This is a genomic window from Ruegeria sp. E8 (genome assembly GCF_056533985.1).
In genome coordinates this window covers 299,104-314,714 of record NZ_JBQFOY010000004.1, presented here as the reverse complement: position 1 = coordinate 314,714, position 15,611 = coordinate 299,104, and the positions used below count along the sequence as shown (strand labels likewise).

Sequence of the window (15,611 nt, the reverse complement as noted above, 5' to 3'; positions counted from 1 at the left end):
ATTGATCCACTGGATCAATCGCTTAACGTCTTCACCTCGTCAGGCTCATAACCTGAAGGTCAGAGGGTCAAAGCCTAACACCAAAACCAAAATCCAAACAGCCCGCTCGATCTACAAACAGTCCACTGGACCGTTTGCCTCACGATCTCACCTCCTCAGGCTCATAACCCAAAGCGCACAGGGTCAAAGCCTAACAACGTAATCAATTTTTTATCGGTGCGTTCGATCTGCAAATAGTCCGCTGGTGTCTTGCCACCTGCCGCTGGGGCACTGATATGACATTTCTCAAACAGAGTTTCCGGCACTAGTGGATTCTACCGGCTGCATCCGTTAGCCGCTCAGTACTTCCTCCCAACAAGGAATTATCTCTACATAGCTGTCGTTTGTTTTTCGGATGAAATTTTGAGAATTAGTGAAGCTCGCTGAGCTGCTGAACCCGCCCAATTGGTCAACTTACTATCGGAATCGTAAAAATTCGGATAATTTGAAAACACGTGCCCCATCTCGATCAAACCTATTTCTGAAGGAAAGGGAGCATAGTTTTGTCTATTGATTTTCCAAATTGGCCACCGAAACCTTACAGCTCGGACAGTTGGCCGCCATATTGGCTTCGATTTGAAACGGAATACCCTGGTTCGCAACGGCGCTCACGATTGGTGTCGCATAGTGTTGCCCCTTACATCATTAACGTAACGGGTGAACTGCCTGATCGTGAAACCCTAGGGGCCATTGCGTCGAACTACCTTGAACGAGTCGAGGAGTATTTAAAGCGGCAAGAGGAGTCTCTGGGCTGGCCTGACGGTTGGGGCGGAACGCAGATTATCGAGAACGCTAGATCTGAAAGCTGGGACCTGGTGCATTGGCTTGACGTCTGGCCTCCTGTGGGCAGTAAGAAGAAAGAGAACCCTCCACAAATTGCCTCTTGGAACCTGTCCAGGACGGCAGATCACAAGCTACCTGCGACTATTGTTATGGTTGCTACAGAGTTCCTGAACGATCAGGGTAAACCTGCTGAATTTTCCATCGGCGTCAGTGTTCCCATGCTGGTGACAGCGCCGTCAGACGGTGTGTTCAAGGTGATTATTCGTTCGTTCACGGCCGAATACCCTGATAGATCCAAAAAAAGCTGGTCGACTGTAGACGCCAAGGCGAATTTCCCAAGCAGAGATGAACGCCAAAAAATGCTGGGTGCCCTTACCAACGAACTCACAAATTACCCCTCTGAAATTTTGGGTAAAATCGCAGCTTCGGCAGAAGTTCTTCCACGTTCAATACAACTGGAGCAAATCTTTGTTTTGTCCGACTTGGCGCCGGGCTTTTTAGCCCAACCGTTCGTGATCGAGACGGTCTCAAAGGCGCGTGGAGCGGTCGACCGCTTTCCGAATTCACTGAGCTATCTGGTGGTCAACAAGATTAAGGCGACACCGAGAGAAGGGGGCCAGCAAGCTCAATATGATTTCAAGCTCCTGACCACGGAAACCTGTTCTTTGATCACGCATGTTGGTGAAGGAGAGGCCCGAGTTTGGTCTCAAACACCGCCCGCTTCAAAGATTCCTTTTGACCCTGCCCAACCTGACTTGCCTTACAATTGGAAGCTGCGTCGGCCAACACGCACAGATGACATGCTTAACCGATTCAGAGAGTTGCGGGACTTTGCGAACAATAGGGATTTTTCGCTGGAAAACACCGGATTTAGGGTTCGCCTGTGTCCTGAATTTGTACCGGAAGATAAAGTGCCGGGGAATCCTGGTCCGACAAAGAAGATAGATTTACCTGCAAACAGGGAAATCCAACTTCGCAGCAACGCGTATTCGGCGTTGCTTGCCTATGCGAACTCCCACGACTTTTTCAGGATGCTGGATGCGTTTGATGTCGTCCTCGACGATTTTGTCGTGCGCGCGGAAAGGAACATTCAGATTTTCTACCGCTACGGCATTGCACCCGGTCCGGGAAAAGACGGGCGCACAGTGAACGCGCAGGTTGCCTATGATTGCAAAGACGACTCTGCGACGCTGCCAACCATTCGCATGAATCTGGCCCTGGCAGAGCTGACACGCTGGGATCGACCCCTGAACAACGCCGGCGAACGCACTTGGGCGCAACCTTTGGGGATCGCGACAGACAGGCGGTGGATGTTGCACGAATTTGGCCATTATCTGCTGGCTGCGCGCCTTGGGAAGCTTGAATTTGATTTTGCCCACAGCGCGGGTGATGCAATGGCCGCGATTATATGCGATCCGGAGTCCCAGCTGGCAGACCCACGCAACGGGGTCGCCGAAAGCTTTCGCGGGATCACCTTTCCATTCGTATTTTCAACACGTCGCCATGACAGATCACCCACATTGGGATGGGCCTGGTACGGAGAGTTGAACCGGTCTGTCATTGAATCGCCGCCCACCGGTTGCGACGACTTGAAGGGGTATCTGACCGAACAAATCCTTTCGACGACCCTCTTCCGGTTATATCGCGCATTGGGTGGAGACTCGATGGATGCAGATGCACCGGATGTGTACCTGCGCCAGCGTGCTTCCTTTTTGACGATGTATTTGTTGGTACGGGCCATTCAGTCCTTTGGTCAATCGCCGTCGACTGCAGAAATGCTGGAGCTGGCCATGGAGCAGATCGATCGAACTCAGGCGGGTAGGCTGGAGGTGGATTGGACCTATTATTTTGATGCTACACCTCCACCCGTTGGAATGCCGCAATCCGATGGCTGGAAGGGCGGGGTAGCCCACAAAGTGGTGCGTTGGGCGTTTGAAACGCAGGGTATGTTCGTTGAGGATCGCGAAAAGACACATAACGGTATGGGCAAGCCTCCCGATGTTGACGTCTTTATCACCGATCGGCGCCCTCTGCGCGAAATGGTCAATGGCAGCTGGTTCGACTATGGCCCCGGTAGCTATTGCCCCGTCTCGCTGGGCTGGAGTGATGACGCTTTGTGGCTGATGTCAGATCAGATGACGGTTGGGAATCGAGGCTCTGAAGTTGCAGAGGATTGCGCCCTGCGTAAATGGTTTGGGTTTGTCTTTGATGCCGACGAGAATTGGGGCCTTACGTCTTCGATTACCTGGCTGCCGGGATTTACAACGCAAGAAGTTATCCCAAACATTGGTCCTGGTGAATCCCAGAACCTCTCGTTCGACGACACCGATCCGGCTTTGGCAGATGCGGTGCAAGAGGCACTTGTAAACCTACCGACAAACAGCACCGGATATGTTTTGGTGCTTCTTGAGCTTACATGCCCGGACGATCGAGCCAACACAGACCCTTTACAGGCTCTGGGCGTAGCGGTCGGGACGAGTGTCAACGACCTGCCCAGGACACCCCGCGAACTGACGGATCTGGTTGCCAACGACAACAACCTTGGATTGTGGGTTGTTAAGGTCCCGTGACTTCAGGCACCGGGTCGGTGCCCCAGGGTGTGGGCCATTCTGGTTTGGATGCTTCCAGCACAGTTTGAAGCGTTGGACAATCAATCCCCGCGATTGGATTTGAGTCCGAGTCCGTATGGTTGTTTCTGTCGAACAGAGCATCCCAGATACCGGCCGCGAGGTGACGGCTGGCTGTGCTATCTGATGGGTAGTGCACTCCGATACGTTCGCGGTTCACGGCAATTCGATGCGCAATTGACAGGAGCGGCGACGGGATCGGATTGGTTCCATTCAGATCACTCCATCTTGGTTTGCGCAGCAGATGTCCATCTTCCGGGCTTGGTATGACGTCCACGCCATCAATCTGAACTTCGTCTTTCAGGACGCCATACCGATAATAGATCCCTGGTATCTCTAACAGCAGCAGCGAAATGAAATGCCCAAGAAAGGAATGCCCGCTGGGAAAAGCCGGATGGGCTGGCGGGCCGAAAGGCACGGTCAGGCCGGGGCGCAAGATTGACGGCCGCACTCTTTTATAGTGTGCCTTGTATGACATGTAGACCACATTCCCGATTGCCAGACCAACTTCGATCAGCTTCAGCGTATTGGGGTGATCAAACGAGTTAGCTCCCAGAAAATGGATCAGGTAATCCGGTAAGCCGTCGGCCTGAACATCGGACTCAACAAGGTAATTCAGACGATCATCCTGCATATAGTATTTTAGCTTTTCCAACTCACCTTTGATGAAATTGAAAGCCGCTACTTTCTGAGCAGGTGTGCTTCCCGGTTGCCATTCCAGGTCACCTGGTTCCAACCAACCCCGTGTTTCCGGATTGATCCCTACCAGACTGCTGCCGGTGGAGGTGGGCAACCACTTTTCATATTGCCCCGCAATTTCCAGCGCTGCCAACGTTCCCGGTTCCTCCCGGTCGGCAGCGCGCAACCATTCGCCAAGATGCGGGTCAAACGGAAGCGTCCAAAACCGCAATTCGGGATCCCAGTCGGCGGTTGTCCAGACCAAAGGGTCCCTGTCCGGTTGATAAGGGTTGATGATAAATTCCAGCGGGAACGGAGATACGCCGGAATTGTCGGGTGTAAACTCAAGTGCCCAGGGCAGCAGCGCCAATTCGATTGGGGTGGCGTAGTAACTGCGAATGAAGCCGATTCCGCCATCTGCACCAACCGGGATCGCGCCCATGCCCATGCCGTTACCCATGCCCATGCCCATGCCGTTACCCATGCCCATGCCCATGCCATTACCCATGCCCATGCCCATGCCATTACCCATGCCCATGCCCATGCCGTTACCCATGCCCATGCCCATGCCGTTACCCATGCCCATGCCGTTACCCATGCCCATGCCGTTACCCATGCCCATGCCCATACCGTTACCCATGCCCATGCCCATACCGTTACCCATGCCCATGCCACTACCCATACCCATGCCGTTGCTTGTGCTCTTTCCCGACGTCATCAAAAATCTCCTTATCGTGTGTAATGGGCTTGAAAATTCGTCAGTCAAAAGTCCTTCAACGCGGCAAGCCCGCTATAAATAACCCACTTTTTAAGGCCAATTTGTCTTCTTTACGTACAAAAGGATACCACGAAACAAAGCGATCTACTGAGAAATCTTTGTCGAGCTGCAATATCTCGGTCCCCACAGACCGCGCTTTATTCTCCTGGCCATTCATTGCCAGACTGGCGGCCAATATCCTTAGGGTTGCAATAAAGCGAGGATTGACCTGCCGTGCCTTTTGCAGCCATGAAACGGCTTCGGCGTAGTTGCCGGCTACAAATTCGGCAATGCCGACACCTGTCCACCAGGTGAAATTCAACGTGTCAAAAGGACTGAGCTTAAAGGCGTTTTGAAACCGCGGTATCGCTTCGTCCCTGCGGCCCAGATAGGACAGAGTCACGCCGCTGGTAGCCCAACCCAAGGCGTTGTTCTGATCCAGTGACAGCGCCAGATCAAACATCGACATTGCGTGATACGGGTCACCTTCGATCAGGCTGGTCAGGTGCCCCGCAACCACCAGGCAAAATGGATCGTCAGGATCCAGCGTGATGGAATGACGGGCATGTTCAACAGCCAGCTTCTTGTCGCGTTCAGGGTCGTCAGAGCGTTCTTCGCCAAAGAGATAATTCAATCGCCAGGCAGAATAGGCATAGGCCCGGGCATAAGTCGGGTCGAGTTCGATGGCTCGCTGCAACGCGATACCGGATTGCAAATACCCGTTATCGGTGAATCGATACAGTTCCGACGCTGCTTTGAGAACGCAATCATAGGCGTCAAGACTGTCAGTTGAACGATTTCGCACGCGCTCGATCCCATGCGCATTCAAGCGTGGCTCGAACGAGCCGACAACAGAGGCCACAATCGTATCCTGGAAATCGAACAGGTCTTCGGCGGTACCGTCAAAAGACTCGGACCAGATTGACCGATTTAGGGCAACATCGACCAATTCCGCCGTAATGCGAAGCCGGTCGCCCTGGCGGCGGACGCTTCCGTCCATTACGTAATTGACACCCAGTTGCGATGCTATTTCCTGAAGGTCTATCGAACGTTTGGCAAATCGCAGCGTCGATGCGCGCGCGATTACGTGAAAGGCGTGGCTGCGGGATAGGCCGCTGATTATGTCTTCTGTGATCCCCGACCCAAAATATTCTTCCATTTCATGGCCCGAAGACGCGCGAAACGGCAGGACGGCAACTGTGGGCCGCGATGTCCATTCAATAAACGGTTGATGCAAAGTTGCGTTCTCTTCCGAGGACTCCTTCAAAGGCACAACCTGGAACAAGTGGATGATGCGGTTGATGTTCTTCAGCCGCGGCGTTCCCAGATCTCTGAAGCGAACGTTGACCTTGCTTCCTGCCAGTTCTCTTATCAGCCCAGTTGCCACGATCTGGCCGGGCGCGGCAGCGTCATGAATACGTGACGCTATGTTTACGCCATCTCCTAAAATGTTCTCTTGGTTCACCAGGACATCTTCGACATTCAAGGCTATCCGCAGTTGCAGATCTTTTTGGTCGTTTGTGGTAACGAGATCGCGTGGCTCGGTTTGGGCGTCAACGGCCCATTTTAACGCCGCTACAACACTGCCGAACTCAACGAGGATCGCGTCACCCACTGTTTCAACCAACCGACCTTTGTGCCGTTCAAGCAGTGGCAGCAACAATTCTTCTCTGAGTGATTTCCACTGGTTGCTGGTCCGAACGTCGTCTTCTGCCATAAGGCGCGAGAACCCTGCCACGTCTGCAAAAGCAACTACTGCAAGCCTGCGGGTTTCAGAAACCAGAGGTTCGTTTTCATCCACCATTGAAGGTCTTTCTGAAGAATCTCGTTCGTATTCGGTAAGTATAGAACTGAAAGCAGATTAGCGGCACAAAGGTCGTCGGTCTATTCCCCCGCCTGGTATTAGCGGAAATCTTGCGGCTTGGACTTTCGCTTGTTGTCCAGTCGATCAGCAACGCGTCTTTGGTTCTGGGGCTTTGTGCCGGGCCAATGAGATCTTACAGCGAAATTAAGCGGACAGTTCATAGATCTCGCATGTGACCCGTTCTTGTGTGACTGGCCCGAGGTCGAAAAAAAACGACTCAAAACATATTAATGTGATAATTTGTTGAGACGACGAATGAAGAGGGCGCCATTTCGCGTGTTTTGAGGGGGATCTGATGAAAGTTTTCCAAGTTCTGGCAATAGTGAGCGGGTTTTGCGCCACAGCTGTGAATGCACAAGAAAACCCAATCCAACATGATGCGGAGTTTTACATCCTGATGGCCCAACATGCCGACCAATGGGCGCAGGATGACGCGGATGTCGACGATGCCCTCGCGGCTTTCCGAGAGGGCAACGGAGGGAAACCGCCGAATATCATCAGCGTTTTGATTGATGACATGGGCTTTGGTGACATGGGCATCCCTGAACTGAACGCGGTGCGCGGGTATGAGACGCCTAACATCAACGACTTTTCTGATCAGGCCATGCGGATGGTTCGGATGTATACCGAACCCTCATGTACTCCGACCCGCGTCGCGCAAATGACCGGGCGGTTGCCGGTGCGTATGGGGATGGGTGACACAACAGTCGACATTGCCGGTTTTGGTCTGCCGGATGAAGAGGTGACGCTTGCAGAGGTATTGAAGCAGGCCGGTTACGCGACAAGCCATGTTGGAAAGTGGCACATGGGGGATATCGCCGAAAGCTGGGCCATGAACCAAGGCTTCGACTATGCCCAGCACGCCATCCACCAGCAGGGTCAGCTGACCATCTTCAATGACGATGCGATCAAGGAACAGGTCTCGGTCGCGATTAAAGACTATGATGACAAATACACTCTGGATAGCTGGTTCCGTCCCGATGCTGCCGCGATGATGACAGTGATCGAAGGCGAGACCGGCGGCCCGATCCGCGAGATCCGAATGGAGTCCGGTGAGCGCTGGAACGCGGCGAAGTATGACGAGATGAACCAAGCCTTTCAGGACAAAACACTGGAGGAGCTGGACCGTCTGGCAGCTGGCGATGCGCCTTTCTTTCTTCAGTATTGGCCGATGATCCCGCTGGATAACACACGCGCCGGTCGGTCCGGCCCCGAAAGTGTGAATGGCGGCCTCTATGTGGACAAGATGCAGCTGTTGGATGAATGGCTCGGCGATTTGTTTGCGCGGCTGAACGAGCTTGAGTTGACCGACAACACTGTTGTGGTCGTCATGGGCGATAACGGACATTTCACCAAATACGCGCCGCAGTCAGGTTTTACACCGCTGATCTATGCGGGTGGCAAAGGCGACACGACAGAAGGTGGCGTCCGCGTGGATGCCTTCATCCGCTGGCCCGGTATGATCGAGGCCGACGGGCTGCTTAACAGCATCATCCATGTCTCGGACCTTTATACGACACTTTCCCGTTTTGCCGGGGCGGAGTCATTTATACCTCGGGATCGGTTGGTGGACGGTGTGGATCAATCCGCAGCGCTGCTGTTTGCCGATGAGACCAAAGCTCGCCGCGACCACGTCATCATCTATTCGGTAAACAAGCCCGAGGCGATCGTGAAGGATCAGCTTAAGTTGAAGCTGCCGGGACCAGGCGAAAGCGCAATTCTGGCGAAGTTCTTCGATCTCTATCGGGACACACGCGAAGAGTATTCAGTTTCGACCGAAGTCGGTGCATGGGGCGGACAGGAATTTGCGAGAATTCTGGGACGTCACATGGCCCGAAAAGAGAAATTCCCCGACACGCCCCCGGCATATGGCGTGCCGTACGAAGGTATCGAAAACATCCGCCCGGAAACCCAGAAAGCCGTTGAGGCGTTTCTGATCAAAAGCCAATCGCCGAAGCAATAGAATTTAGCCGTGCGTGGTCGAACTGCGCTCGGCGGGATGCCTGAAGTTAAGGATTGCGCCATGTTTGGAACGATAATCTATTTCCTGGGTTTGATCGGATCCTTGGGTATTGGGTTCGTCTATTTCCGTGACCTGGGTGACGTTTCTCAGATGCTTCTCAAGGTAAAGCGCGAAAACATGGTGCGCTTTATCCGTAACGAATACCGGTTTATTGCCATCGGGTTGGGCGCGTTTGCCGTTGCGACCCTTGCGCATTTCGCTTTGGGTTCCGGGCCTTTCTGGCTCTGGCTTGTCAGTGCGCTGCTGGTGTTGTTTCTTTACGGGTTTCCCTATGTCTGGGTGCATCTTGGACTCAGAAATCAGCTTAACACGGCGAAATACTTCCCGATTGATATCGCCAGCGACTACGTTGGGCCGACAGCACCCGTCATAGTGATCGAGAACGACGGCCATGCCCGAGCCCATCCGGATGCGCAGATCATGCGGCCACATCTGGCGGGAGATGAAATAGGGCTTGGAGGCAAGGACATCGTCATGACCTACTGCGCCATGGCCAATCTGGGGCAAGGCTACTCGCCCAGCATTGACGGCAAACGCCTGAACCTTGAGGTGCTGGCTCAGCACGGCAACAACCTGATCCTGCGCGACAACGACACGGGCGAGCCGATCCAGCATATCTATGGTTTTCGCGAAGCCGACCGTGATCCGAACACTGAAGGCCCGGCATGCCCCATGCGCCCTGAGGCGCAGATGAAACCCTGGCCCACATATCGGATGACCTTCCGAGGGTTCCGCAAAGTCTTTCCTGACGGACAGGTCTATTTGAACAAACCTTCCTCGAATCCGCTTCTGCGGCTGCTGGATACGGTCACCGAAATCACGTTCGGATGGGGCATCAGTCGCCAGCATCAGGAAGACGCTCCGGTAATGGACAACATGGATCGTTCAGATGATCGACTGCCCAACAAGACCTATGTTTGGGGCATCACGATAGGGCAGGACGCGGCGTGCTGGACTGACGACTTCGTTGTCGAAAACGACTGGATTGTAAACGCCACTGTCGGGGGTCGGGATGTCGTGGTCAGCCTTGATCCCCGATTTGAGAGCCTGGGCGTTTGGTACAACGACAGCGGTAAACCCGTGACCCGTTGCGACTTTTGGGGTGTTTCGGATCAGGGCCAACTGAATCGGGTCGAAACCCTTCGGGCCGGTGTGTTCTGGCATGTTTGGTCCGAGTTCTTTCCAAACACTGACATCAACCGCGTTGGTACGCCCGTGGCGCAGACAGAAGAAACAGCAGCCTGAGGACATCAATTGAGACCTAGGGAACACCGGATTTAAGGAGAGAAGAAATGGCAAGGAAAATAAGAAATCTGGTAACCCTCCTGGGGATCGCCTTGGCAGGATCAACGGCCACGAGCGTTTCAGCACAGCAATCGGATTGGTCCTATCAAGCAACGATTTACCTGTTCATGCCTGAAACGGAACTGTCCCTCGCCACTCCAAGCGGCACGCTGGACGGTACTTTGAGTTTCTCGGATGCGCTTGAAAATCTGGATTTTGCGTTCATGGGAGCTTTCGCCGCGTCCAATGAGCGTTGGTCGTTACTGGCAGACTACAATTACACCAATCTATCGTTCGGCAACGCCACATCCGGTCCGGCGTTTTCAGGTTTGGATACGTCTACAACAATCAAGTTTTTCAGCGGCTATGTCGGCTATCGGGTCTTCCAAGCCCCAACGATCAGCGTAGATGTCACTGGTGGATTTCGATGGTTCAGCACGAATACAACCTTCACACTACAGCCAGGGGCAGTCGCAGGACGAAGCGTGACAGCCGACGACAACTGGACCGACCCGATCGTCGGAGCCCGCGCGCGGGTGCAGTTTTCGGACAGGTGGTCCGGGACCGGGTTTGTCGATTATGGGGGTTTCAGAAGTGGTAGCGAAACCTGGCAGGTTTTGTTGACTGCTGACTATGCAATAAATGACCGTTGGCAGATACGGGGCGGTTACCGCTATATTTCATTTAGCCACGACATCAACGGCAATGATTTCGATTTCGATCAATCAGGCCCACTGCTGGGCGCGACCTACAGGTTCTGACCACCTTAAGTTAACGCAGCCTTCTATGCTTCCAACATTGCTCGGTCTCTCGAGACCGACAATGAAGCTATGTCAAAAGCCGAGCAAAGAATGATGGCGGAGACGAAGGGATTCGAACCCTCGAGACGGTTTCCCGCCTACTCCCTTAGCAGGGGAGCGCCTTCGACCACTCGGCCACGTCTCCGCCGACGGGTATATCCGTGCAAGCGACGGAAATACAAGGTCAATTCTGGAGCGTTTGGCACTTTTCTTTTAAATCACGGAAATCCTTGAATTTGCTGCAATTCACGATGAGTGACCGGACAGTCAGACCGATGTTGGCCAATGGCCATGCTCTGCGAGCACGTCTAGGTATGGTGCAGATCACCATCCGGTCACGATCCGGTAACGCCCCGATGCGAATCGTTCTCCAGCCCAATAGGAGAACAACATGCCGCAACCTACTGTTCCGTCTGAACCGTGGCAGCGCCTTGGAAAACCCGATCATGAACTTAGCCGTGATCAGCGCCGTTCGAGTGTTCTGATTACTACCGCAGAGAAGGCGATCAAGGATCACAACGGTGAATCGGACCTGTTTGCAGGGGTATGGCCCACGAATTTCTCGAAGGGTCTGCGGCATGATGAAAACGGGATTGTCGATGCGCAGGTTTACACTGAGTTTCTGGAAGAAGTGGCCGACCCTACCTGCACCGACAATCATGGAAACAGGCTGGCGCTGTTTGATACACCAGCCTATTCCGGGCCCTTCCGCACCACGCCATCAGAGGGTGGTGAATTTAGATGGCGTGCGTGGGAAGGGCCCATCCTGGGCCACCGATTGGGCCTTAACGGCTCGGATGCCGGCGGTTTAGGTATCGCTCCGGCGCCGGAGCTTGGGTCGGATGAACTGGCGGCTGAGATGGCAGAAGTTTACGCGATGGCCTATCTGCGGGACGTGCCATTTGAAACCCTTCGGAACCGTGGGGATGACGTGGACAAAGTGGTTGGCGCACTTGGTCAGCTGGAATGGTTTCGTCGTGACGGGCGCCCTACGGATGCCAATGGCGCGGAAATCGGGAAAGTTTCAGCAGCCCGGCGGGTTCGGGATGGCGAAGGTCTGTCACCTCAGACCTTGTTCCGTGGCTCCAGCCAGGGCTGCGCGCAGGGGCCGTACCTGTCGCAATTCCTGGTTCAGGGGCATGACCCGCTGACAACAGAAAATGCGAGTTCGCAGGGGCAGCAGATGGTACAATCTGCGCCCGCCGGAGCGATGCCGTTCGGCGCGTTGCGGATCGATCAGAGGATCGCACCTCAGGCCATGGGTGTGGACTATCTGCGCGATTGGGCGGAATGGCTGGATGTTCAAAACGGGGCCGACACAACCGGCGAACAGGCTTTTGAAAGCGGTGGTCCGAAATTCATTGAAACTCCGCGAGATCTTGCAACTTACGTGCATTTCGACACGATTTATCAGGCCTTTTTCAACGCCTGCCTGCTGATGCTGGGTCGGGACACCAAAACGGACGCAGGATTGCCCAAGGCAAGACATGCCTGCACGCGCGATCCCGGAGCATCGTGGGATGGTGCGCATGTGCTGTCGTTGCTGGCGGAAACCGCAACCCGTGCCTTGCGGGCCGTAAAAAGCCAGACCTTTCAGGTGCACAACCGTGCCCGCCCGGAAAAGCTGGGCAGCATCGCCAGTCTGATAGCGAATGGCCATGGTTCCATGCTTGGGACGTCTGAACCTCTTGCTGCCGCCCATCTTGCAAAGCTGGAAAACGCGGTTTGCGAGGGTTTCAGCCTGATGGGCGCGATTGCAGCCGCACCTTCCAACAGGCGGTTCGCGCATAACGCGATATCCCATAAGGGTCTGCCGCAAAACGATCGCAACTTGTTGCTGCCCATTGCCTATCCCGAAGGCTCCCCGATGCACCCGTCATATGGGGCCGGGCACGGCGCGGTTGCCGGGGCTTGCGCCACTGTGCTCAAGGCGTTTTTCAGGACCCATGCACCGGACGGGTCGCGGGTTTCATTGGCAGAAGCGGCCATGCCGCGGGTTCTTGTTCCTACTGCGGGAGGCAAAACGCTGACCGAGTCCGCCCGGCCGGAAGACAGTGCCGCCAACCTGACACTGAATGGTGAGCTGAACAAGCTGGCTGCGAATGTTGCGATAGGGCGCATTCTGGCAGGGGTTCATTTCTACAGCGACTATTTCGACAGTGTCCGGATGGGTGAGCGTGTTGCTGTCGGCATTCTGGCCGAGCACATGGCGAAATCGCCGGGTTCGGCGAAAGTGTCGCTTGAGACGTTTGACGGAGATCGCCTCAGCATCGTCGGAAATCGCGCGTCAGACAGCGAGATTCATATTGTGAACAGCACGCCCGAAAGATGGTGGACTCGCCATCTGCCTGAACAGGCAGGCTGGGAAGGGTGAAGGTGCCTGACACCGTGAAAGGCAGTTCTTCATGATGTTCCCACACTCGTCACCCGTTGCGATGCCCCGAATGGAAGCGAAACCACCGGGTTCTTGGTGCCCGACCTTTCATCCCTTTGTTTCCAAACCTCAGCGGTGTTCATCAATGTCTGTTTTCTATTCACCGGGCCTTGCTGATCAAGGCGTGAACAATGCCGCCCTGTCAGCGTGGAATTCAAGTATTCAGGACATTTTTGACAGGCGTGGCGTCAGCCCGTTTCTGGTCATGGATCCACGTGACATAGAGTTGGGCCAACGCATGATTGGGTTCAGATGGCCCGCCAATCCGCGTGAACCTCGGGATTGTTTGGGCGCGGATCTGGCTGCACGCCTGTCTGACCAGGGCTGGTCCGGCAGAGTGGAATTGCACAATGAATACCTGGAATACGCGCTGGTGATGCGGCGCGATGCCGACGGGAGAATGCGTCCGAAGCGCTTTGTGGCCACGACCGAGTTGATGGAATGGTGGCGAACCATGGCGGTGTTCGACATGAATCATTTCCTGTCGGCGGTCGCCTCCGTTACGGGGCGTTATTACTCCTGCGAGGACCTGTTTGAAGCTTCGCCGACGAACTGGAATGCGATGGACGTGCCGCAACGCGAGGCCCGTTTCCACAAGAGACTGGTTGGTGCAGGTCACGCTCACCCGCCGGAACATACGCTGAATATCCGGCATGCTCTGTTTCTGTCGAATGACACGAACAGCCTGAGCGATCTGATCCATACCATGCATCTCTCTTCCTTCCCGTATCTTGTAAATAACGGCGAAAACAGGCGACGGGCACGGCTGGAGGAAGTGCTTGATTTCGCCAATCGGCGGGATCTGCATTGCCGACATGCCGGGGCTCGATTGGCGAGAGAGACATTTGATCTGGCTTACTGGAAGGGCGGAGGGGCTCCAACTGGCCGCGCCATGGCATTCTCTGATCCGTTGGGCCTCTATATTCGGGCGTTCCACGTATCCGAGTTGTGCGTTGGTGAGGTCAATGTGCCTATGGATTGGGTGCGGTTTGCGCGCGGTGAACACGGAATGCCCATGCGTCTGGAGTTCGGTCCTGCTGACGATGATCCGCGATTTCTGGATGATGTTACATTGGGGTCAGGCGCCTCGGCGCGGCCAGTCTCGGGCTATACATTGGCCAGCTTGATCGAGGTCGGCCCCCTGATTACGGTTGCTGCCAACCCACGCCCGATCACCCGCGTTGAGTTCATTGAAATTCCGGGCGTTGATCCCGGGCAGTTCGTGTGTGGCTTGCCCGAGACCCGACGTTGCAAGCAGATTTCGGAATTTGCGGACCGGAGCGAAGCAGAAGGTTTTGCCGACCCGGCATACATAGGTGAAATCAAGAGTTGACGGGTGTCTAGACCAGCACGGCTTTGACCACTGGCAGAGGGATTTCGGGCGCAGTCATGTCAAATATCGCAACCGGGCGGCCAGCTGCCGTGCTGGCTGCGGTCAAAACGGCCATCAATGTCGGGTCGGGTTTGTCCCACCTCTTTACGTCGAACAGGGTTGTCGGATCTGTGGGGCGGTCAGTTAATGCCCCGCGATACCGCCAGAACAGACGCGCCTGTTCGGCATCCATGCCGTCAACCGTCACACCGTTAAATTCAAGCATCACCATGTTGCGCCAGGAGACCACGGCCTCGGATGCCGCGTGCCAGACACCCTGCACCAGATCGGTGGAAAACGCTGTGCCATAGGTCGGCCGCCCGCCATCTGCATCTTCACAGATCGCGCGCAGCAAAAGGCCGATTCCCGGAACTTCGCGGATGTGAACGCTCAGATGCCGCAAGTGGGTACCCAGCCAACGGGTCAGATCGTCGGGCAGCGCTGTTTCCGGCAGCAGATGTTCAAATCTATGTGATCCAAGGGCGTGCTCCAGACACTCCAGCGCCGCCCACAAGGCAGCCGCCTCATGTGTTGGACCAGCAGCAGCCCCCTTGGACGTAATCGTCCCTGTACTGCCCGGAGCCCCCAATGCAAGCGCTTCAATCGGCATCACGTGGATGTCTCCATCCGACGCGATAAGGCTTTCGCGGATTTCCGGCCCATCGGCGCTGTATTGCAAAGCATAGCGTTCTATTGCCTCAAAACCGGCCAGGCGTGCTGCCTCTTCTTCGGTGCGTGCAGTCCCAAAAGAAACCCGGTGTTTCATAGCACCCGCAGGCGTCAGGGCCCCATTGCGCAATTCGACCATACGGAAGGCTGCATGGATCGGTGCGCCTTTGGGAAATTCGGCAAACGAGGGTTTGGAAATTAGTCGTGCAGTTTCAGCACTTTCAATCAACGCATCAGTCATTTTCGTTTCCGGATAAACATATAACAGGTTATACAAATGG

9 protein-coding genes and 1 tRNA gene are annotated in these 15,611 nt (G+C 54.9%); 6 read left to right on the top strand and 4 right to left on the bottom strand.

Translation table 11 applies throughout. The annotated features are described in order from the left end of the window. The first annotated feature begins 542 nt into the window (after nt 1-542). On the top strand, nt 543-3,392 hold the full coding sequence (locus ACR0LF_RS08390) for a hypothetical protein (protein WP_480627508.1): 2,850 nt from the start codon (nt 543-545) through the stop codon (nt 3,390-3,392). On the opposite strand, the gene ACR0LF_RS08385 is transcribed toward ACR0LF_RS08390, so the two are convergent. Together ACR0LF_RS08385 and ACR0LF_RS08380 are read right to left on the bottom strand one after the other, a co-directional pair. Then, nucleotides 3,379-4,845: a phosphatase PAP2 family protein gene (locus ACR0LF_RS08385; protein ID WP_480579572.1), complete on the bottom strand. Its 1,467-nt coding sequence runs from the start codon at nt 4,843-4,845 to the stop codon at nt 3,379-3,381. The two genes, ACR0LF_RS08390 and ACR0LF_RS08385, sit on opposite strands and share 14 nt — an antisense overlap. Before the next feature lie 55 nt (nt 4,846-4,900). Further along, complete coding sequence (locus ACR0LF_RS08380; RefSeq protein WP_480579570.1) at nt 4,901-6,688, bottom strand: adenylate/guanylate cyclase domain-containing protein; 1,788 nt, start codon at nt 6,686-6,688, stop codon at nt 4,901-4,903. Nucleotides 6,689-7,043: 355 nt separating this feature from the next. On the opposite strand from ACR0LF_RS08380, the gene ACR0LF_RS08375 reads away from it, so the two are divergent. From ACR0LF_RS08375 to ACR0LF_RS08365, 3 genes are read left to right on the top strand one after another with little or no spacing between them, the layout of a single operon-like run. Then, entirely contained in the window at nt 7,044-8,711 is a 1,668-nt protein-coding gene (locus ACR0LF_RS08375) for a sulfatase-like hydrolase/transferase (RefSeq protein ID WP_480579568.1), read from the top strand. A gap of 60 nt (nt 8,712-8,771) precedes the next feature. Beyond that, nucleotides 8,772-10,016, top strand: a complete 1,245-nt coding sequence (locus ACR0LF_RS08370) for a DUF3179 domain-containing (seleno)protein (protein ID WP_480579566.1) — start codon at nt 8,772-8,774, stop codon at nt 10,014-10,016. A 47-nt stretch (nt 10,017-10,063) separates the two neighbouring features. Further along, nucleotides 10,064-10,816, top strand: coding sequence for an outer membrane protein (locus tag ACR0LF_RS08365; RefSeq protein WP_480579564.1), 753 nt, complete (start codon nt 10,064-10,066; stop codon nt 10,814-10,816). Between the two features lie 94 nt (nt 10,817-10,910). Here the strand turns inward: ACR0LF_RS08365 and ACR0LF_RS08360 are convergent. Then, nucleotides 10,911-11,000: transfer RNA gene (locus ACR0LF_RS08360), tRNA-Ser, on the bottom strand. A 246-nt stretch (nt 11,001-11,246) separates the two neighbouring features. On the opposite strand from ACR0LF_RS08360, the gene ACR0LF_RS08355 reads away from it, so the two are divergent. Together ACR0LF_RS08355 and ACR0LF_RS08350 are read left to right on the top strand one after the other, a co-directional pair. Next, complete coding sequence (locus ACR0LF_RS08355; protein ID WP_480579562.1) at nt 11,247-13,229, top strand: phosphatase PAP2 family protein; 1,983 nt, start codon at nt 11,247-11,249, stop codon at nt 13,227-13,229. Between the two features lie 145 nt (nt 13,230-13,374). After that, nucleotides 13,375-14,622 carry a hypothetical protein gene (locus ACR0LF_RS08350; protein WP_480579560.1) on the top strand — a complete coding sequence of 416 codons (1,248 nt, stop codon included), beginning with the start codon at nt 13,375-13,377 and terminating at the stop codon, nt 14,620-14,622. A gap of 7 nt (nt 14,623-14,629) precedes the next feature. On the opposite strand, the gene ACR0LF_RS08345 is transcribed toward ACR0LF_RS08350, so the two are convergent. Beyond that, nucleotides 14,630-15,571 carry a YcaO-like family protein gene (locus ACR0LF_RS08345; RefSeq protein ID WP_480579558.1) on the bottom strand — a complete coding sequence of 314 codons (942 nt, stop codon included), beginning with the start codon at nt 15,569-15,571 and terminating at the stop codon, nt 14,630-14,632. Nucleotides 15,572-15,611 lie beyond the last annotated feature (40 nt).